An 18,895-nucleotide genomic window follows, 5' to 3' on the forward strand; every position below is an offset into this window, starting at 1 on the left:
TCTAAGTGCCGGATAGGAGAAATACGATGAACGCGATGTACAAGAACATCAGCAGTAATCCTAATACCGCTCCGGAGAGGAAAATGAGGATTTTCTGTTTACCATACGTCCGGATCAGATTATTCTTGACGTCTGCATTGAGCTGTTCCGGCTGCGGCAGTCTTTCCAATATCGATTTTGCTTTATAATAAAAACGCGAATTCGTTTGAATACACTGGTTAAAGTGGTAGATCGCCTTCTCCAAATCGTTCAACTGTAAACAATTTTGCGCTAGATGAAAATGTGCTTCAGGGGAATTCCGGTCGATATACTGAATGATTTTCTCGTAGTAATACGGATCGGCCGGATTGATATATAGATTTCTTTGGAGCGGGATAATGTTCTTCTTTACATAACTTCGAAAATTGTGGCCCTTGGCCCCGGACTGTCCCATACAGGCCTCCTTAATGCGCACAAAAAAAACGGCCCGCCCAAGATAAGGACAAGCCGTTGTTTAAGATGGCGAAGATGATGGTATCTAAGCACTTGGAGTTTTTTCACTGATGACATTCAGCGTGTTTGTGATATGTACCTGATCGGTATTGGTTTCGGGGGGATGGGAAATCAATTGCCATTTCGCATAGTCAATTCCAAGAGAAGCTAACAAATCTTTAAGCTCTACCACAACCTTACCCTCTTTGATCATGAAACCATCCTCTCTCCTAAGATACTGGTTATTATCTATGTAAATAAAAAAAGACCCGCCTACTTTCTTTCCACAGTAGAAGGGCCGGTTGTACGAAATCATTTCTACACGTTTCAGCGCCCAATCATTAGTTATGCAACTGATAATTCCGATCGCCTAGGACTATTATAATAAAGATCTCTTATTGAGTCTGTCGAATCATGGAAATGAACCCAGTAATTTTTCAGCATATTATGTCCGGAAATATAACATTTTTTTGTAAATCCAATTTTTTTATTTAAAAAAACGATATTCTTAATACCAAAAATTATCATACCCGCCGCCCTAGATTTTTCAACTTGACGATTGCCATCCCAAGCGCCAGCCCGATGCATGATCCGGCCAAGTCGACGCCGACATCCTGAATTACACCCGTTCGGGAAGAAGACGCGGATTGGTTCCATTCATCCATGACGGCAATAATCGCTGTAAATATCACAACGATAAATATTTTCCAAGCAGGATTTCCTTTATATGAACTCAGGGCCAGCGAGATTAACAATCCCAATACTCCATATACAAAGAAATGCGCCGACTTCCTGAATAAAAATTCCATGAAATGAAATGGTTGTTTTTTAGCCACGATATGGATTTTGTTATAATTTATGGTCACATCAGGCAATTTATTCTTAAGAGAATTTTCCGATAAATGCGACTTCAGGTACGGGATGATCGTCTGCTTTTGATAAGGCTGCGATGACAAATAAAAGATGACCACGATCCAAACCAGGACAAATATAAAAATGCCGCCGTTGAAAATATGGTTTCTCATGAACCACCTTCAGTTTGAATTTTTTGATTCTTTGCGTTTCAAATAATATTTTCGATTGTATTCTTTCACTTTATCTTTGTTCTTCTCTCGCCAGCTCCTGCAGTATTTTTGCTTTTCTTCTCTGCTTTTGGCCGTCTTCTCTCTTTTTTCCGCTTGAACGATTTCAAGCCCGTCGACGCTTGCGCTTAGTTTGACGTACATGTCATACGCTTTCTTCTTTCCGTAAATGGTTATGTAACTTTTACCCTTATAGGTAATCGCCCATTTCGTATTGTATTTTTTCTTCTGCAAACAAGAACTCAACTCCCCAACTTGCGAACAGATTTGGATCACCCCCGAAACAGCAGCAATTCCAGGGGTTTGACGTCCGCTAAGAGCATAATTGCACGATTTCGTCCCATGAGGTTGCCAATCTAACGATATCTTCTTCCACCAACTCGGTACCCTGCTGCACTTCGATAAACTCCAAATCTTCCATTGCCCCGGCCCGCATGCTGTGTTTTGATCCGACCGGAATATGCAATACATCTCCTGTTTTCACCGGAATCAAATTATCGTCTAACATAAATTCGCCGGAGCCGGAGATGATCGTCCACACTTCGCTGCGGTTCAAATGCATTTGGTAGCTCAAATTTTTCCCGGCTTGAATATGGATGCGCTTTGTCAGCACTTCCCCGCCTTGCGGCAGCTTCCCGTAGTCAAGCACCTTATACCAACCCCAGCGGCGCTCCTCATACATCGGACGCTGCTCCATATGTTTCAACGCATCTTTAATACGGGGGCTCGCTTCCTTCTGGGATACCAGTATTCCATCTGGACTTACGGCAACTACGGTATTGGACATTCCCAGTATCGTTACAGGAAGATCCAATTCATTGATTAGATGCGTATTGGCGCAATCGTCCGTAATAATGCCCTTTCCGATTTGCCGGCTGGCCATCTCTTCCGTCAACGTGTTCCAGGTGCCAAGATCCTTCCAATAGCCATCATAAGGTAGCGCCGCAATACGGAACGCTTTCTCGACCACGGCGTAATCAAAACTGTTTTTCGGGAGGCGGGAGTATTGCTTCAGCATCTCTTCGTATTGAATAGGCAGCCCGTGATTGATCAGATGATTGATGACATATTCGAGCTTAAATGCAAAAACCCCGCAATTCCAAAGCGCTTGCCGCTCGATGAGCTCTCTCGCCTTGTCTTCGCCGGGTTTTTCGATAAAATGGCTGACCGTTACATATTCCGTTTGTCGATGAATTGCCCGATCTGTTCCGGGAACGATGTAGCCGTATTTCTCGGAAGGATAAGTGGGCTTTACTCCGATGAGCGCCAAATCCACGCCCGAGGTTTCAACGATACTCTCCAACTGTTTGATCTTGTCGAAAAAATGCTCCTCCACATAAGGATCAACGGGGAGGATCGCCACAACTTCATTCAGCTTCACTCCGATAATCGAGTACAAGTACGTTGCTGCCAGAGCGATGGCCGGATACGTGTCGCGCCTCTCGGGCTCGACGATCAACGGTACTTCATATCCGAGTTGGCTTTGCATCACATCCAACTGGGCTTTCCCTGTCGCAATGTAAGCGTCTTTGCTCAGACCTGCCGCCGCCAGCTGCCGCCACACCCGCTGCACCATCGATTCCGGTCCGTTGTCCGGCGAGGTCAGTACTTTCAAAAATTGCTTGGAGCGCGAATCGTTCGACAGCGGCCACAGCCGCTTGCCGGATCCGCCGGATAATAGTACGAGTTTCATGGGATCACTCCTGTTTAGTTTTAAGCTTTCATGTAATTTAAAATGTTCGTGTTCAACCGATTCATCATCGGGCGGCCCACAGAGTAGTATGTAAAGTTGGTTTGCTCGATTTGCTTCTGGGTAAATACATTTCTGCCGTCAACCAGGACCGGTTGCTTCATAACCTGCTCAATATGCTGCAAATCCACCTTCACAAACTCTTCCCATTCGGTTAACAAACAAATCGCATCGCACTCTGTCGCCGCTTCAACCGCATCGGAGCTCCAAATGAGGGATTCGTGGTTGTATTCTTTACGGAACTTATCCATCGCTATCGGATCATACACCTTTACTTTCGCTCCGCGGCCGATTAAAGCGGGGATTATTTCCAAGGAAGGAGCCTCTCTTACATCGTCCGTATTCGGTTTGAAAGCCAACCCCCATATTCCGATCGTCTTTCCTTCAAGAGATCCAACCGATTCGAGAAGCTTGCGCACGACATTAAATCTTTGCATTTGGTTCACTTCCACGACAGAGCGGAGCAATTTGAAGTCGTATTCTACGTTCCCCGCGATTTGAATCAGCGCGTGGGTATCTTTCGGAAAGCACGACCCGCCGTAACCGATGCCGGCATTCAGGAAGGAACCGCCGATTCTTCGATCCTCTCCCATCGCTTTCGCCACAAGCGTAACGTCCGCTCCGACCTTCTCGCAAATATTCGCGATTTCGTTAATGAAGGATATTTTTGTAGCCAAGAAGGCGTTGGAAGCATACTTAATCATTTCCGCGCTGCGAATGTCGGTAACGATGATCTTTCCGGTTAATGGCATGTGCAGAACAGCTATGGTTTCCGCCGCTTCTTTGCGCTCTGCTCCGATAACGATGCGGTCGGGATGAAACGTGTCCTGTATCGCGGAGCCTTCCCGAAGGAATTCCGGCACCGAAACGACATCGAAGGGATGCTCGGTGAGTTCGCCGATGATATCTTTGATTCGTTCGTTCGTACCAACCGGAACCGTGCTTTTCGTGACGATGATTTTGTAGCCGTTCATCGCCAGCGCGATTTCTCGAGCGGCCTGCTCGATATATTGCAGATTCGCTTCCCCGCTCGGCGATTGCGGCGTGCCCACCGCTATAATAACAATCTCCGCATCCTGTACCGGAGCGGAGATATCGGTGGTGAAGGACAACCGTCCTTCTGTGGTATTTTTTTGGATCAGTTCTTTCAGACCCGGTTCGTAGATGGGCACTTCGCCTTGAAGCAGCATTTCGATCTTTGTCTTATCTTTGTCTACGCATGTTACGTTGTTGCCGAGATCCGCGAAACATACCCCGGAAACCAATCCGACATATCCGGTGCCGATTACAGTAAGTTTCATAGCTCCGTCGCCCTTCTTTCTTGTTTATGTAATTAAAGCAGTGTCAAATTTCAATAAGCTTCGGAACGTTTCGATCAAGCGAAATATTTCCTTATCGTCATTGACGTGATCCGCCTTTTTCTTGATTTGTAATGATAATCGGTCAAATAAAACGTTATCAATGCATAATTCGCTTATTTGCCGCCAAGTCAAAATGTCACAGCGATTATGTTTCTCCAAATATTGCAACGTATTGTTATCTTCATTTAAGTGCCTGCGATCCAACAGGATTAACGGTTTATTATTTACCACCGCTTCGCTGACGGTTCCCCAGCCGGCTTTAGAAATGACTGCATCCGAGGCGGCGATTACATTCTGAGTTTCAACATAATTCTCCGGAATTCGAAATACATTAGGTCGATCGACATGAACGTTGCTTGAAACGATAAACGCACAATTCGCATTATCCCACAGCTTAAGTGATGATAGTGACGCGATATCAACTTTCATACCCAAGCCAAAATAAACGATTTTCTTCTCTCCATCGGGGTCTATCCACCTTCGCAACCGCTGCACTTCCAACCGGTCGGTTTGTCTGCAAAAGAAATCAAACTTCCCAATGTACCGGCTCCATACTGGCTCATTCGCGCCTGACAACGCCGCGAAATAATCCATGGCTTGATAACATTCGGCCAATATGTGCAATTTGTTGTTGGGAATCAGCCTTCGATATGCCGTATACCATGTAAAATTGGAAATACCTATTGAAGGAATTCCAAGCGTACGGGCGGCAAGAAGCGGAATAGGCGGAATATCGGCAATCACCATATCCACCTTCTTTTCTTGCATAAACCATTGTTCTTGATGCAGAGCTTCAGGAAAGCTATCTACAAATCGGTCAAATTCAAGATTTAACCTGATGGTGTCAATTTCAGTCGACTCTTCTTGCAGTACGTACCCTATATCGTTCTTTACATGCCGAAAATGCAGTTTCTCCTTGTATCCGTCAAGAGAGTTCATGATAAATTGCATTGGAAAAGAGGTGCAAATATACAGCTTCGAGACCCACGGCTGCTTCAGTAATTGCCTGATGACAGCGATACTTCTGGATGCATGGCCGTAACCGTAGTCCGATATGTAATATGCTATAATCCGGTGCACTAACACGTCCCCCATCCGAAAAACCCGTCCAACCTTATTAATGATTAGACGGATTCAAGCAATTGACGGTACTTTTGTATTGAAGCTTCTTTCCTCAGATACTGTTCAAGGTACTGCCTTCCGTTGAGCCCCATCTCTTCCAGTTGCCTATTATCTAACTGGCGAAAAACGTTAATCTCTCTCACAATTCCTTTATAATCTTGCGGTTCAACCACAACCCCTGATTTACTCTCCATAATCAGCCTATGTGCCTCACTTCCCCGCTCCAAGACGCCTAAGATCGGCTTTCCAGAGGCCATTACGCCATAAATTTTGCTCGGGACGGATACGCCCTTAATGCCTCTTTGGTTGACAACAAGATGTACGTCGGCTGCGTTTAAAGAGTATTTAATAAATTCCTTCGGTAAAAATGGGAGAAAGTGAACATTCGTAATATTATTTTCTTTAACAAATTGTTGCATTATATTTTTTGAAGCACCGTCACCGATAAATACGAACGCAATGTCTGGAGAGCCTTTGAACTCAGCAGTTACTTTAATAATGTTCTCTAAGTCGTAATAGAGACCTAAATTGCCTGAATACATAATAATGAACTTATCGTTCAAGTTGTGTTTGTGTAAAAATTCATTTACTATCGGATGATCCTTTGAATACGGAACTATCTCTTTCTCGTTCGTCCAATTGTTAATTACGCTGTTACGGGGTACCATTTTTCCGGTGAATCTATTCAGAAGAGTTTGCTGCATGTCTTGCCCGACAGTGATCACATGATCAGCCATTTTACAACTGAGGTTGTCAACGTATTTCGCCGCTTTATAAATCCACTGTTTATTCGAGTAATTGACAGCTTGCGCTTGCTCCGGGTTAAAGTCCTGTATGTTGTATACATGCTTTGTCCTCTTAAATATTTTACCAATTGTCCCAATCGCGCCACCTAGGATAGGCGGGGAGGATATAGTGTAGACCATATAGACGCGCTTTTCCTTCATTAGGGCAACTAAAGATAAAAAAAAGTAGGATAAAATGAATTTAATCCTGCTCCACTTATTCGTTTTATCTACTGAAAAATTCCTTACACGAATAATTCTAATTTGTTCCAAATGATCTTCTTCAAACCATTTCTGCGTTTTATTCATTTTAGCTTCCGGTTGAACCGCAATAACAGTTATGTCGAAATTATGCTGAAGTTCCAGACAAAGTTCCGTCAATAACTGGCCCGTTGAAGCATAATCGGGATAAAAATAATTAATGACAAAAACTATTTTCCTTTTCATACACTCCCTCCTCTTCGAACCGTTTTTTTAGAAACTTAGCAGGTGAACCCGCATGAATTTCATTTTGAGGGACATCCTTCATTACTGTGCTTCGAGCCGCTACAACCGCCATTTCACCGATCATTACGCCAGGATAAACGAATACATCGCTTGCCACCCAAGCACCGTCGTGAATAGCAATTACTTTTGTTATCAATCCGAAATGAGGGTCATGAATGTTATGACTGCCGGTGCATAGATAGGTGTTTTGCGAAATTACACAATGCTTTCCAATTCGGATATGATCAAGACTATAAAATTCAACGTTGTCCCCGATCCATGTATAGTCTCCGATCTCCACTTTCCAAGGATATGTAAATTTGGCTGTGGCTCTGACCTGAACACCACGTCCGATTTTTGCACCGAATAACCGCAATAAGCTTCTTCGCCAACCGTACATGTTATGAATTGAATACCGAAACAACGTACCCTGTATAAACCACCAGAGCAACACAATTAAGTTACTTCTCCCTCTTGAATACCAACTTTGATCGTACAAATCCAATCGAACAACGTTTTTCATAGGTACCAGTCCAAACGATAAATTTTTCTCATACGATTTTCATTAGCTCCTCATAAACAGCAGTCGTCCGATCTACATACTTTTGTCGAGTAAATGATTGCTGCACCAATTTCTTCCCCGCCTTTCCAAGCTCTTTCGGGTTAGAGGAAAATATCTCAAGAATCGCTTTTTGGATGGCAAGCTCGTCTTCGGACGGAACCAGGATACCGGTTTCTTTTGTTACCATCTCAGGGACACCCCCGACATCGGTTGCCACAATGGGGAGCTCTGCGCACATAGCTTCCAATATAACTGTGGGAAATATATCGTACACAGATGGAAGCACAAACAGATCCGCTTGTCGGAGCAAATTCGGGACATCCCTTCTTAATCCTAAAAAATAAACATTTTTTAAATCATTTTGATTCGCAAATGCAAGCAATTGTTCTTTATATTCACGTTCCGTGTCAAATGCAACGTCTCCGACAACGATAAACTTGATTTCAGGATTTGTGTTTTGTAGAAGACACGCCGCCTTTAACAGGTACTCAATCCCTTTCATTGGTGACAGTCTGGCTACAGTAATGACTATTTTATCCTCGGGCGCTAACCCCAACTCTTCGCGCAATACAGTTCCCTTAGCCGGATTATCGCGAGGAATATCAATGCCATTATAAATTTTAATGAGTTTGTCGGACTCTCGTTTCCCCCATTGAAACATGGTTTTGCTTCGATCACACAATACAATTACCCTATCGTTAAAGAGATGATTTAAGTAACCGACAAACTTATATGCTGCCAATGGATTTCTAGGCAGCTCATGGACTGTCTGCATCGTTGGAATGCGAAGGAGCTTACCGACGATGTTTCCGCCGATAAGCTCCATCTTGTGCGAATGTATGAGGTCTATCTTATAGTCCTTGACGATCTTTCTTAAGGAAGCTATAGATCGAAGCAGATTTACCGCGTTTCGAGCATAGTACATTGCATCTGTAGGCTTTCCGAATACGGCTAATGTACAGAACAATACCTTTGCCCCGGCCGCCTCATATTTTTCAACGTACGGACTTGGTGCGGGCAGCACTACATATGGTCTATACTTTGTTTTGTCCAATCCTTGAACCAGTTGCAACAAGACGGTGTCTACTCCGCCTACATGACTTGCATATGGTTGAATATATAAAATATTTTTCATTGTAGTTTTACCTCTCGAAAATGCTTTCTTGATTGCGGCCGAAACGGCTCGTGCGTATGAGTACGGATGAAGTTTCCTCCATAAACCAAAACTCAATTTCCATTGGGAACGAATATAATCTTGATTTTCCATCACCCAGCGAAAAGCCCGCAGTATATCGTTCTCATCCAACGGATCAATAATTAAACCATTCTGCTTGTCGACAATGATATCTTTAGTGGCGCCTGCGTATTTGGAAGCTAATACAAAAGTATTGGTAGCCAATGCTTCATTTACAACCAATCCCCATACTTCAATCAAAGAAGGAAACACCAAGCAGTGGCTTTGAACCAAATAGTTGATCAGTTCCTCTTTTTGTTTGTAACCTTCAAAATAGATTTGGCTCTCTAACCCGGCCTCTTTGACTCGTTCTTTCAACTTCTGTTCATCCGGACCGGATCCGACAATTCTTAACTCCCAGGAAGAATTGTTTACATGTTTAAGAGCCTCAATGATTTGTACTAGTCCTTTTCGCTCAATAAGTTGGCCAATGAACAACAACTTAATAATGTTCTCATCATTGCGTACTCGGTTAATTCGAAAGTATTCATTATATTTATTACGAAAATATCTAATATCTACAGTGTTATAGCCAACTTCAATTTTCTCCTCCTGGACGCCGTAATGCATTAGACACTTTGCTGACTCTGTGCCATAGGTTACGAATGAATCCGCCGATTTGAAGAATATCTTTCGAATTCGATTTACAATTGGATTTTGAACCCGACTGCTCTCAAGGGTACTTCCCCACCAAACAATAAACTTTTTTCGGAATAACTTGCAGTAGAGGAGGGCCGACCAATACCCAAGTGAGTCATACCCCGACGTAATGATAACATCCGGATTTTTTTTCAGCAGTTTTAAAAAAATACCTGGGTTAAAGTGCACGCCCATATCAAGTTTTTGTATAAAAGCATGAATCCCTGGCAGGCATTCGTAATCATATTTAATATCCTTATGATCTATGTTCCATTGCCTGTTTTTTTCCCGTTCTTCTAAATACCATACCGTTAACTCGATTTCATCATTTTCTTTCATTTTGTTTAAGACAGGAATTCGATAAGGAGCGATCGTATTTGTGAGCAGGAGGGTTTTTATCATGATTCCACCTTCTTTGACCTTCAGTTACTTACCGGTTTCTTGTTTTATAATCGCATGATTTGGCTGTAGACTTTTTGAAGGTTCTTCATGTAATAATCCCACGTATACATTTTTGCTTTTTTAATGCTATTCATGCTCATTCTTTGCTGTAAGTCTTTATCGTTATAAAGCATACTTAACTTTTGGTAAATTGCTTCATTGTTTCTAATCGGAACAACAAAACCATCTGTACCTTCATCAATTACATCAGCTGCGCCAACGTTTTCTGTAACAATGACCGGCAATCCAGACCCCATTGCCTCTAACACAACTAGCCCAAAAGCATCAGAAATGGATGGCAAAACAAAGACACTGGAGTTCGAGTAATAGTGAATAAGTTCGTGGTTTGGTATGTAATTATGATGAATGACGTTAGACGGTAAGTTTTCAAAATAGGCCTTCATGCAAGGATCGATTTTACCTATTAGAACTAATTCTGTATCGCTTTTATTGTTAGAAAACTTATTAAATGCCTCCAGTAAGTAAGTGACTCCTTTGCGAGGTATGATTTGCCCTACATAAATCACCCTGAATGTATGATCCTCTTTCTTTAACGGATAGAATTTATTTCCGTTAAAACCATAAGGCAATACAAATATCTTGCTTTCATCAATACCATGTTCAACAAATGTACGTTTTGCAAAGGTTGAAGAGACGATAAAATAATCTGCAAGAGCATACTCTTTAAGCAGATTGTCTCTTAAAGGAACAACGATGTTTTCATCTTTTACATTGAGCAACCGACATTCTTCCGATAAAAGATGCTCTAAAAATACTGGATGTTGGGCTCGATCATCAACAATAATCTTAGCGCCATTTTTTTTTGATTTAATCGCAGAATGATACCCAACGGTGCTCACAAAATGAAAAAAGTCGCATTTGCCAATTTGCTGGCTTGCGACTTTATCAAACAGCATATTATGAAATTTGATAATATAATCTTTTTTACTTTTAAATGCACCTAATAAAATTTTATATAGTATTTCTATTCCCCAAAGGGACTTCAACTTTTTACTTTCAAGTTCTTTATCTACATGATCTAATAAATAGCTTCTATATTTTGAGGGAAGCATGTTGAATAATTGCTTCTGCTTTGAAAACTGCACTCCTGCGATATACCGTTCAAGTACTCTCATATTTTGCAAAGCCCTTGCGGTATAATTATAATGAAAAATGTTAGAGGAGAGAATGACCTTAACCATCACATGTATTCTCCATATCATACTTCTTTCAAAAAGAAGTTTTGGTATTTTTTTGCAAATGTTTCTACACTTATTTCTTGCTTGTACTGACTGATACTGCTCACGTTTATTCGGCCTAGATCGTAACTATAAATAAAATCATTCATTTTCTCCGATAAACTATTTGAATCTTCCGATTCGAATGTAAACCCTAGATTATAATGTTTTATTGTGTAACCTAATTCACCGCGATTAGGACCAATAATAAATTTTGAATTTGCCACACCTTCCGTTAGAGGTCCGCTTTGACCTGAAAATATTTTACGATATGGCAAAATAACTGAATCAGCCTTGTTAAAGTAAACAGGAACTTCGTGTTCTGGTACGTATTCTAAATTCAGATAAATTTTATCTACTAATTTATACTGTTTTATATAATGCTCAATAAATTCTTTTGTGTAGTATTCTTCCTTTCCTACTATTAAAACGGTGAACTGCTTTTCTTTAATCAATTTCATTGCTTCTAATAAAATGTCAATCCCCTTGTCATATCTCAATCCGCCAAATAATAAAAAATAAGGTCTTTTAAACTTTGATTCATCCAACCCCTTTATTTGAACACTTTCGATTTTCGTGTCATGTATTTCATGAAGATTGGGATAAACGATCGATATGACTCTTGAACTATCCCTCTTATCCAGTAATTTTATAACTTTATTTTTGGTGTACTCTCCGTGTACAACAATGTTATCTAATACACGAAATCTTATTAATATGCGCAATAAAGTTTTTTTGTACGAACGACTCGGATACCAGTGAAGTGTTCCGCTAATCTTCAATCTAAGTAAACACATGATTGGGAATGTTAATAACAGTAGTATTAATAAGCTATCCAGATACAAAATATGTAATCGCTTGATATGATACGTGTATGCAATGCTATATGCTCTTAATAATAAAGAAAGATCATGAAGTAAGAAATATTTGAACTTAGTGTTTATAAACCGATAATCAATTTGATCATCAATTAATTTCCTTTCCAATTCCTTGCATGTCTTTGTAACGTATAACACTTCATATTGTTTCAATAATCCCTTAATCAAGGACTGATTATATCTTAGTCGATGTCCTGTGTTTATCGTATCAAAGAGAAGAAGTCTACCCACAAGCTTCACCTGCTTCTTATAAGAACATTTTTTGTTTTTGTTTGTTTGTATTTAGAATCATTATTGTTACTTTTTGAGAGCATTTTAAAAATCAACATTACCGGAATTAATACAATCAGATACCATACCGATGTCCCCACAAACTCTCCCCTAATGTAGAAGGGAATAACACTTGTTGAAATTGCAAAGAACAGAACTTTTTGGACTGAATTTAGATTTATTTTATTCAGCAATTTTATAACAACACCAGAAGCCATCATCCCAAAGAATATTCCCCATACACCAAAATTAAGCATAAAATCGGCTAATATCGATCCAGCAAAACCGATTCCTTTCTCATAAAATTCAGGCATTAAATTCTCCATAATTATTTTTGATGCAAATTCCGGTTTGTGTGGGAAGATCGCTCTAGGAATTGGTTGCAATAATAATGAGATGAATGTTTGCCCATACTTATAATCCAGTATGCTTGGAATCCCTTCATAAACTTTAATAAAGGTGTCAAAGATATTTAGATCACCAGTAGACGATAAAAAGTTCTCATTTATTACTTTTAGATCTACATTTAGATTTAGTGAAGAACCGACATATAATCTATTTCTGTTGGCACCTATGACTGAAATCAAATAAGTAAACACAAAACTTCCAAAGAAAAACATCATACGGCCAAATCTAATTTTGTTGTAATAAGTTACCAAGATTCCAAAAGAAACTAAGAGGATGGCGAGTCTATATCTTCCTCCAAATACCATATACAAATATGAAGCCATTCCAAGCAATAACAAGATGCCGGTCATATTTTTTTTCCCTATTTCTTTAATGGCTGCATATTTTAGAAGGATACTTGGTATTAAGAGGTTGATTGATAAATAAATGTACCCATTATCTCCAGCTAATTTAGTGCCGCCTCTTCCAATTGAAAAACTTCCTTGTGCAACAACGAATACCAAAAATCCGATCAATGACAATACAAGCAGCAAATTAGCATAGATGTTTACTTTAGTGTAAGTGTCTTGGTTGATCACATTTTTAGCATTAAAGAATGATTGAGCAACTTTATTTTTCCTTAACGCATTTACTACAACCTTATCAAAATTTAAGCAGTATCCCAAATAAAAGAAGAGTAAACTTATAATAATTACAATTAATACTTCATGAATAATAAATCTGTTTGCATTCAGCATATTAATAAAAGAATAGTCATTGTTCCAAATAATATATATAGCTCTAAGTGGGAAGAATGCAAAAAAAGTAAGCAAAAATATGATTAAAGGATTTAAAAAGTTAACTTTTCTTTTGTAGATCATTATCATGATTGGTAATACATTTATAAGGGCCAGTATGATCGCTAATATCTTAACTCTGGTGTCATAATCGCCAACGGAAATGATCCACCCAAGCAGTACCGAACCTAAGCCTATAAAGATGCCAACTATGGCTAACAAAATCAGTTTGTTAACTAAACTCCACTTCATCATCCCACACCCACTGCTCATAATGTCGGGCAATTATTTTTAAAGAATGCTTTATTTTAAGGTGTCCTCCTTCTCGAATATTTAATAGTTAAGTTCCTTTTTGAATCCCTCTATTTGCTGCTTTTGTTTTATGATCATGAAATGAACATAGCATAGCGAGAACAAAACAAGCGGTATTCCTACAAATCTCGCCATCCCAGTCCCAATATCCCCGAAATAAGGAATAAACAAGAACAATATTCCAGTTGTTGATAATGAGGTAATTAACGATAGCACTGTATTTATTCTTACGTGACCTGTTCCGTTTAAAAAGTAATAAGGAATAACACCGAAGGCGCCTAATGAAATAGAGACTACAAGTAAACGAAATAATGCAGTATGCTGATTAGCAAATTCAGTAGTAATCCATAACGACAATATTTGGTATGCAAATATAAAAGTAAATATGGATGAAATAATTATAAATAAAGCCGTAATTTTCAATGCCTTTGCGTACAGTCCTCGGATTTTTTGCATATCATTCCTTTCGTACAAACCACTAAACTTAGCCAAAAGAAAACCGCCTGCTGCGGCTGGAATTTCATGAATCTTTATTACCAGCTGCATACAAACGGTATAGTACCCAAGAGCTTTCGGACCTAATAAAGCACTTACTATTAACTTGTCGGCTTGAGCGTTTAATGAACTAACAATTGACTGAAACCATGAGTAAATACCATAGTTAATAATTCTAAAAACTGTGGTTCTTTTAAGAAGAAATTTATATTCGATACTCGGTGTCACTTTTTTGGCTATTATTGCATTAAGAATTATAAGAAAAATAGATGATAAAAATAAATATAAGACAAGCACATGTATATCTTTATAAATCATTGTGAGTATTGTAAATGTAATTGACATTACTAAATTGTAGACAATGTTTACTTTGCTATTAATATCATATCGTTGCCTTGCCATGTACGAACCCGATATTATTCCATTGATAATCCTAAGTCCAACTACTCCGCCTAAGAAATACGTTAAAGGTAAAATTGTTTCCATTCCGCTGCTCCCAAAAACAACAGGAAACAAATACATACCGAAAAGGAGAATAATTATATTTAGAAGTATAGCTACAATAACCGATAACGTTAAGGAAACATTTAAAAGCTCATTAAAAACATCGTTATTTTCGTCTGTTGGTTCATATTCAGAACCAATCTTTATTAAAGCATTTCCCAAGCCAAAGTTTGATATTCCCAACAAATTTATTACCGAATTAATTAGGATCCATATCCCGTAATTCTCATCCCCTAAGTTTTTCAACAACACGGGAGTAGATACAATTAACACAAGAGGTGTTATACAATATGATAAAACGCTATAAAATACATTTTTAAAGTCACCATTTTTTTTTAATAGAGACAATTTATATATCAGCTTCATGAATGGTTACTCCAGGCTTGATAAAATGGGAAGGATTTATACCAATTAAATGGAAACGGGACTGTAAAAATTTTATACAGTCCCATTTCAGTTAATCCTTTATACTACAAGAACTGACTCGCTGTACTTCATTTCGCCTTTATTTCTTTCCATATCTGCATCAACCATCATGTGAATCAAATTTACAAAACTCACATCCTGCTCCCACCCAAGCTTCTGTTTCGCTTTCGAACAATCGCCAAGCAACAAATCAACCTCAGCCGGACGGAAAAACTTCGGGTCGATCACAACATAATCCTCATAATTCAATCCAACATACGAAAATGCAATTTCGAGCAACTCCCGAACCGTATGCATTTCACCTGTTGAGATAACATAATCGTCAGGCTGCTCTTGTTGAAGCATTAGCCACATTGCCTTAACATAATCACCGGCGAAGCCCCAATCGCGCTTGGAATCCAAATTACCCATGCGAAGTTCCTTCTGAAGGCCAAGTTTGATACGGGCAACTGCATTGGTTACTTTTCTAGTTACAAATTCCAATCCGCGGCGAGGCGATTCATGATTGAAAAGAATTCCTGAGCAGGCAAACATATTGAAGCTTTCACGATAGTTTACGGTAATCCAATGGCCGTATACTTTCGCAACTCCATATGGGCTTCTCGGGTAAAATGGAGTTGTTTCTCTTTGCGGTGTTTCTACAACTTTTCCGAACATTTCGCTGCTTGATGCTTGATAAAATCTTGCATCCGGTTTTGCTATGCGCACTGCTTCCAGCATGTTGGTTACCCCAATCGCTGTGGCGTTTCCGGTGAACAACGGCTGAGGCCAGGATGCCTCGACGAAAGATTGCGCCGCTAAATTATACACTTCGTCCGCTTGAGACCTGTTAACGGCTTCAATCAGTGAAGAAAGATCGGATAAGTCGCCGGATATCCATTCAATTTCATCCTTAATCCGCTCAACGTTCTCGTAATTCGGCGTGCTCGTTCTTCTGCGAACACCGTAAACCTTGTAACCTTTCTCTAACAGAAGCTCCGCTAAGTACGAACCGTCTTGCCCTGTAACACCTGTAATTAATGCTTTTCTCATGTAAACTCCTCCTATATAGTTACAACTTTACGAAGTTGCAATTCATTATTGAGAAACCATTGATAGGTTGCTGTTAAACCTTCTTCCAACGTGATCGAAGCTTTCCATCCTAACCGCGTCAATCGGGTTACATCTACAAGCTTTCGCGGGGTACCGTCCGGCTTGCTGGTATCGTATTGAATCCGACCCTCGTAACCCACTACTTCTTTAATCTTATCAGCTAACTCCCGGATGGAGATATCTTCTCCAACTCCGATATTTACGATTTCATTGTCTTCGTATGTATTCATAAGGTAAACGCAAGCATCAGCCAAGTCATCCGAATGTAGAAATTCCCGTCTTGGGGTACCCGTCCCCCATATTTCTACGAATTCGGCTCCGTTGCTTTTCGCTTCATGGAACTTCCGAATAAGAGCAGGCAAAACGTGCGAATGCTGAAGATCATAATTATCGTTCGGTCCGTATAAATTTGTCGGCATTACAGATATAAACTTTGTTCCATATTGCCGATTGTAGGATTGACACATCTTGACGCCCGCGATCTTAGCAATTGCATACGGCTCATTGGTGGCTTCCAACTCTCCTGTAAGCAAATACTCTTCCTTCATAGGTTGCGGAGCCAATTTCGGATAAATGCAGGTGCTGCCTAAAAATAAAAGTTTTTTCACCCCGGTACGGTAAGACGAATCAATTACATTGGTTTGGATCAGTAAGTTATCACGGATAAAGTCTGCGGGATAATCATTGTTGGCAACTATACCTCCTACTTTAGCCGCTGCGAGAAAAACATATTCAAATTGTTCTTCTTGAAAAAACGATAAAACTTTACTGTAATCCCTCAAATCCAATTCAACCGAAGTCCGGACTACAATGTTTTTAAAGCCTTCGGATTGCAATCTGCGCAAAATAGCCGAGCCTGCCAGACCGCGATGACCCGCGAGAAAAATTTTGGATGTTCTATCCATGCCAAGCACCTCACTTAGAACGCATCATTAGGGCGAATTAAAATCCAAACGGTTTTAAAAATGATTTTTATGTCATAAAAGAAGGTTCGCTCTTGGATGTATTTCAAATCCAGCTCCACCATTTCCTCAAATCCGACGCTGTTCCGGCCGCTCACTTGCCATAAGCCGGTACATCCCGGAGTTACCTCCAGCCTCTTCCAATGTCTGGCGGTATATTCTTTAACTTCCCGGGGCAAAGGCGGCCTGGGGCCGACCAAGCTCATTTCGCCCCTTAATACATTGAATAATTGCGGTAATTCATCCATGCTTGTTTTCCGAATCAGCTTTCCTACTCTTGTAACTCGAGGATCTTCTTTCATCTTGAACATGAGGCCGCTGACTTCATTCTTATCCAACAGCTGCTCCAAGAGCTCTTCCGCATTCGAAACCATCGAACGGAATTTGTACATATTGAATTGTTTCCCATTCTTTCCTATGCGGGATTGGCTGAATAAAACCGGTCCCTTCGGATCTTCGATTTTAATCAACACAGCTAGAACGATGAATAACGGCATACATAAGAGCAGTCCAAACAACGATGCGACGATATCCAAAGCTCTCTTCGAAACCAAATATAGTCTAAGACTGCTTCGTTGTTGAACTGGAGCAGCAGATCTGAATTGACTGTGTTCTAAAGCTTTCGCTTCATTCGTCGCACTCATGCTTTCTCTCTCTCCTATCTGAACGCGTTACATTTAGCTATTATCCGATAACTTTCTGCATCGATTCCCTGCTCAATATTTCTTCCAACGCTTTAAGCAGCGGTATTCGCAGTTCCCCGTTTCGAATCGCGAAGTCAAGCGTCGTCAAAATATACCCTAGTTTCTCGCCGACGTCATAGCGGATTCCATCAAAGTGGTAAGCGTACACGTTTTGGTATTGATTGAGCTTCTGAATGGCATCCGTCAATTGAATTTCTCCGCCCGCTCCTTGTTCTTGAAGTGACAAATAGTTGAAGATTTCGGGTGTTAATACATAGCGGCCCATTATCGCCAAATTGGATGGTGCCATACCCGGGGCCGGTTTTTCCACAAAGTTGTTCACTTGATACAACCGTCCGTCTTTACCGATCGGATCGATAATGCCATAACGGTTCGTCTCTTGATCGGATACGGGCTGAACGCCAATAACGGAGCATTGCAGCATTTCATATTGGTTGATGAGCTGTTTCAAGCAGGGCGTATCTCCGGTAACAATATCGTCTCCCAACAGAACGGCGAAAGGCTCGTCACCGATAAAGCGTCTTGCGCACCAAACAGCATGGCCTAACCCTTTCGGTTCTTTCTGTCGAATATAGTGGATATCTACGGAGGACGGTCGTCGCACTTCTTCCAGCAGCTTCAGCTTTCCTTTTTCAACCAAATTGATTTCGAGCTCGAATGCGTGATCGAAGTGATCCTCAATTGCCCGCTTCCCCTTGCCCGTCACGATAATGATGTCCTCGATACCGGATTCAACCGCTTCTTCAACGATGTATTGAATCGTCGGTTTGTTTACGATCGGAAGCATCTCTTTAGGCATTGCTTTGGTGGCCGGCAAAAATCTCGTTCCTAATCCGGCCGCTGGAATAATTGCTTTCTTTACTTTCTTCATGTGTTGACCTCCTTATTTTTCTATGA

Annotated in this window: 18 protein-coding genes; all 18 read right to left on the reverse strand. The window is 40.4% G+C overall.

All coding sequences use genetic code 11. The features are described 5' to 3' along the window. Window position 1: 1 nt before the first annotated feature. Entirely contained in the window at window positions 2-433 is a 432-nt protein-coding gene (locus JET16_RS23065; RefSeq protein ID WP_199620921.1) for a tetratricopeptide repeat protein, read from the reverse strand. Window positions 434-517: 84 nt separating this feature from the next. After that, a complete protein-coding gene (locus JET16_RS23070; RefSeq protein ID WP_199620923.1) occupies window positions 518-685 on the reverse strand; it encodes a hypothetical protein in 168 nt (55 codons plus the stop codon). Window positions 686-995: 310 nt separating this feature from the next. After that, window positions 996-1,496, reverse strand: a complete 501-nt coding sequence (locus JET16_RS23075) for a VanZ family protein (RefSeq protein WP_199620925.1) — start codon at window positions 1,494-1,496, stop codon at window positions 996-998. 9 nt (window positions 1,497-1,505) lie between these two features. Continuing rightward, window positions 1,506-1,787, reverse strand: a complete 282-nt coding sequence (locus JET16_RS23080; protein ID WP_233532113.1) for a hypothetical protein — start codon at window positions 1,785-1,787, stop codon at window positions 1,506-1,508. Between the two features lie 79 nt (window positions 1,788-1,866). Next, complete coding sequence (locus JET16_RS23085) at window positions 1,867-3,246, reverse strand: sugar phosphate nucleotidyltransferase (RefSeq protein ID WP_199620926.1); 1,380 nt, start codon at window positions 3,244-3,246, stop codon at window positions 1,867-1,869. Between the two features lie 20 nt (window positions 3,247-3,266). Beyond that, window positions 3,267-4,604, reverse strand: a complete 1,338-nt coding sequence (locus tag JET16_RS23090; RefSeq protein ID WP_199620928.1) for a UDP-glucose dehydrogenase family protein — start codon at window positions 4,602-4,604, stop codon at window positions 3,267-3,269. 24 nt (window positions 4,605-4,628) lie between these two features. Further along, window positions 4,629-5,744 (reverse strand): glycosyltransferase, encoded by a 1,116-nt coding sequence (locus JET16_RS30945; protein ID WP_199620930.1) that lies wholly within the window; start codon window positions 5,742-5,744, stop codon window positions 4,629-4,631. A 44-nt stretch (window positions 5,745-5,788) separates the two neighbouring features. After that, window positions 5,789-7,018: a glycosyltransferase family 4 protein gene (locus tag JET16_RS23100; protein WP_199620934.1), complete on the reverse strand. Its 1,230-nt coding sequence runs from the start codon at window positions 7,016-7,018 to the stop codon at window positions 5,789-5,791. Then, window positions 6,990-7,580 (reverse strand): WcaF family extracellular polysaccharide biosynthesis acetyltransferase, encoded by a 591-nt coding sequence (locus JET16_RS23105; protein WP_199620937.1) that lies wholly within the window; start codon window positions 7,578-7,580, stop codon window positions 6,990-6,992. The genes JET16_RS23100 and JET16_RS23105 overlap by 29 nt, the downstream gene beginning before the upstream one ends. 28 nt (window positions 7,581-7,608) lie before the next feature. Beyond that, window positions 7,609-9,894, reverse strand: coding sequence for a glycosyltransferase family 4 protein (locus JET16_RS23110; RefSeq protein ID WP_199620939.1), 2,286 nt, complete (start codon window positions 9,892-9,894; stop codon window positions 7,609-7,611). A gap of 44 nt (window positions 9,895-9,938) precedes the next feature. Next, a complete protein-coding gene (locus JET16_RS23115) occupies window positions 9,939-11,135 on the reverse strand; it encodes a glycosyltransferase family 4 protein (RefSeq protein ID WP_199620941.1) in 1,197 nt (398 codons plus the stop codon). A 17-nt stretch (window positions 11,136-11,152) separates the two neighbouring features. Continuing rightward, window positions 11,153-12,280: a glycosyltransferase family 4 protein gene (locus tag JET16_RS23120; RefSeq protein WP_199620943.1), complete on the reverse strand. Its 1,128-nt coding sequence runs from the start codon at window positions 12,278-12,280 to the stop codon at window positions 11,153-11,155. A 5-nt stretch (window positions 12,281-12,285) separates the two neighbouring features. Continuing rightward, on the reverse strand, window positions 12,286-13,758 hold the full coding sequence (locus JET16_RS23125; protein WP_199620945.1) for an O-antigen polymerase: 1,473 nt from the start codon (window positions 13,756-13,758) through the stop codon (window positions 12,286-12,288). A gap of 78 nt (window positions 13,759-13,836) precedes the next feature. Continuing rightward, the gene (locus JET16_RS23130) at window positions 13,837-15,180 is read right to left on the reverse strand and encodes an oligosaccharide flippase family protein (RefSeq protein WP_199620947.1); all 1,344 of its coding nucleotides are present in this window, start codon (window positions 15,178-15,180) and stop codon (window positions 13,837-13,839) included. Window positions 15,181-15,279: 99 nt separating this feature from the next. Beyond that, complete coding sequence (gmd, locus tag JET16_RS23135) at window positions 15,280-16,272, reverse strand: GDP-mannose 4,6-dehydratase (protein WP_199620950.1); 993 nt, start codon at window positions 16,270-16,272, stop codon at window positions 15,280-15,282. Between the two features lie 11 nt (window positions 16,273-16,283). Next, window positions 16,284-17,237, reverse strand: a complete 954-nt coding sequence (gene fcl / locus JET16_RS23140; protein ID WP_199620953.1) for a GDP-L-fucose synthase — start codon at window positions 17,235-17,237, stop codon at window positions 16,284-16,286. A gap of 14 nt (window positions 17,238-17,251) precedes the next feature. Continuing rightward, the gene (locus tag JET16_RS23145) at window positions 17,252-17,938 is read right to left on the reverse strand and encodes a sugar transferase (protein WP_199620956.1); all 687 of its coding nucleotides are present in this window, start codon (window positions 17,936-17,938) and stop codon (window positions 17,252-17,254) included. Window positions 17,939-17,978: 40 nt separating this feature from the next. Next, the gene (gene galU / locus JET16_RS23150) at window positions 17,979-18,869 is read right to left on the reverse strand and encodes a UTP--glucose-1-phosphate uridylyltransferase GalU (RefSeq protein WP_199620960.1); all 891 of its coding nucleotides are present in this window, start codon (window positions 18,867-18,869) and stop codon (window positions 17,979-17,981) included. Window positions 18,870-18,895 lie beyond the last annotated feature (26 nt).

The sequence above is a fragment of the Paenibacillus alkalitolerans genome (assembly GCF_016482785.1).
GTDB classification, from domain to species: Bacteria; Bacillota; Bacilli; order Paenibacillales; family YIM-B00363; genus Paenibacillus_AE; species Paenibacillus_AE alkalitolerans.

Excerpts from the sequence above, each read along its gene's own strand:
- JET16_RS23075 (WP_199620925.1), bottom strand. The coding sequence starts at position 1,496 with ATGAGAAACCATATTTTCAACGGCGGCATTTTTATATTTGTCCTGGTT.
- JET16_RS23090 (WP_199620928.1), bottom strand. The coding sequence starts at position 4,604 with ATGAAACTTACTGTAATCGGCACCGGATATGTCGGATTGGTTTCCGGG.
- JET16_RS23125 (WP_199620945.1), bottom strand. The coding sequence starts at position 13,758 with ATGATGAAGTGGAGTTTAGTTAACAAACTGATTTTGTTAGCCATAGTT.
- JET16_RS23130 (WP_199620947.1), bottom strand. The coding sequence starts at position 15,180 with ATGAAGCTGATATATAAATTGTCTCTATTAAAAAAAAATGGTGACTTT.
- JET16_RS23110 (WP_199620939.1), bottom strand. The coding sequence starts at position 9,894 with ATGATAAAAACCCTCCTGCTCACAAATACGATCGCTCCTTATCGAATT.
- fcl (WP_199620953.1), bottom strand. The coding sequence starts at position 17,237 with ATGGATAGAACATCCAAAATTTTTCTCGCGGGTCATCGCGGTCTGGCA.
- galU (WP_199620960.1), bottom strand. The coding sequence starts at position 18,869 with ATGAAGAAAGTAAAGAAAGCAATTATTCCAGCGGCCGGATTAGGAACG.
- JET16_RS23145 (WP_199620956.1), bottom strand. The coding sequence starts at position 17,938 with ATGAGTGCGACGAATGAAGCGAAAGCTTTAGAACACAGTCAATTCAGA.
- JET16_RS23070 (WP_199620923.1), bottom strand. The coding sequence starts at position 685 with ATGATCAAAGAGGGTAAGGTTGTGGTAGAGCTTAAAGATTTGTTAGCT.
- JET16_RS23100 (WP_199620934.1), bottom strand. The coding sequence starts at position 7,018 with ATGAAAAGGAAAATAGTTTTTGTCATTAATTATTTTTATCCCGATTAT.
- JET16_RS23115 (WP_199620941.1), bottom strand. The coding sequence starts at position 11,135 with ATGGTTAAGGTCATTCTCTCCTCTAACATTTTTCATTATAATTATACC.
- gmd (WP_199620950.1), bottom strand. The coding sequence starts at position 16,272 with ATGAGAAAAGCATTAATTACAGGTGTTACAGGGCAAGACGGTTCGTAC.
- JET16_RS23065 (WP_199620921.1), bottom strand. The coding sequence starts at position 433 with ATGGGACAGTCCGGGGCCAAGGGCCACAATTTTCGAAGTTATGTAAAG.
- JET16_RS23105 (WP_199620937.1), bottom strand. The coding sequence starts at position 7,580 with ATGAAAAACGTTGTTCGATTGGATTTGTACGATCAAAGTTGGTATTCA.
- JET16_RS23085 (WP_199620926.1), bottom strand. The coding sequence starts at position 3,246 with ATGAAACTCGTACTATTATCCGGCGGATCCGGCAAGCGGCTGTGGCCG.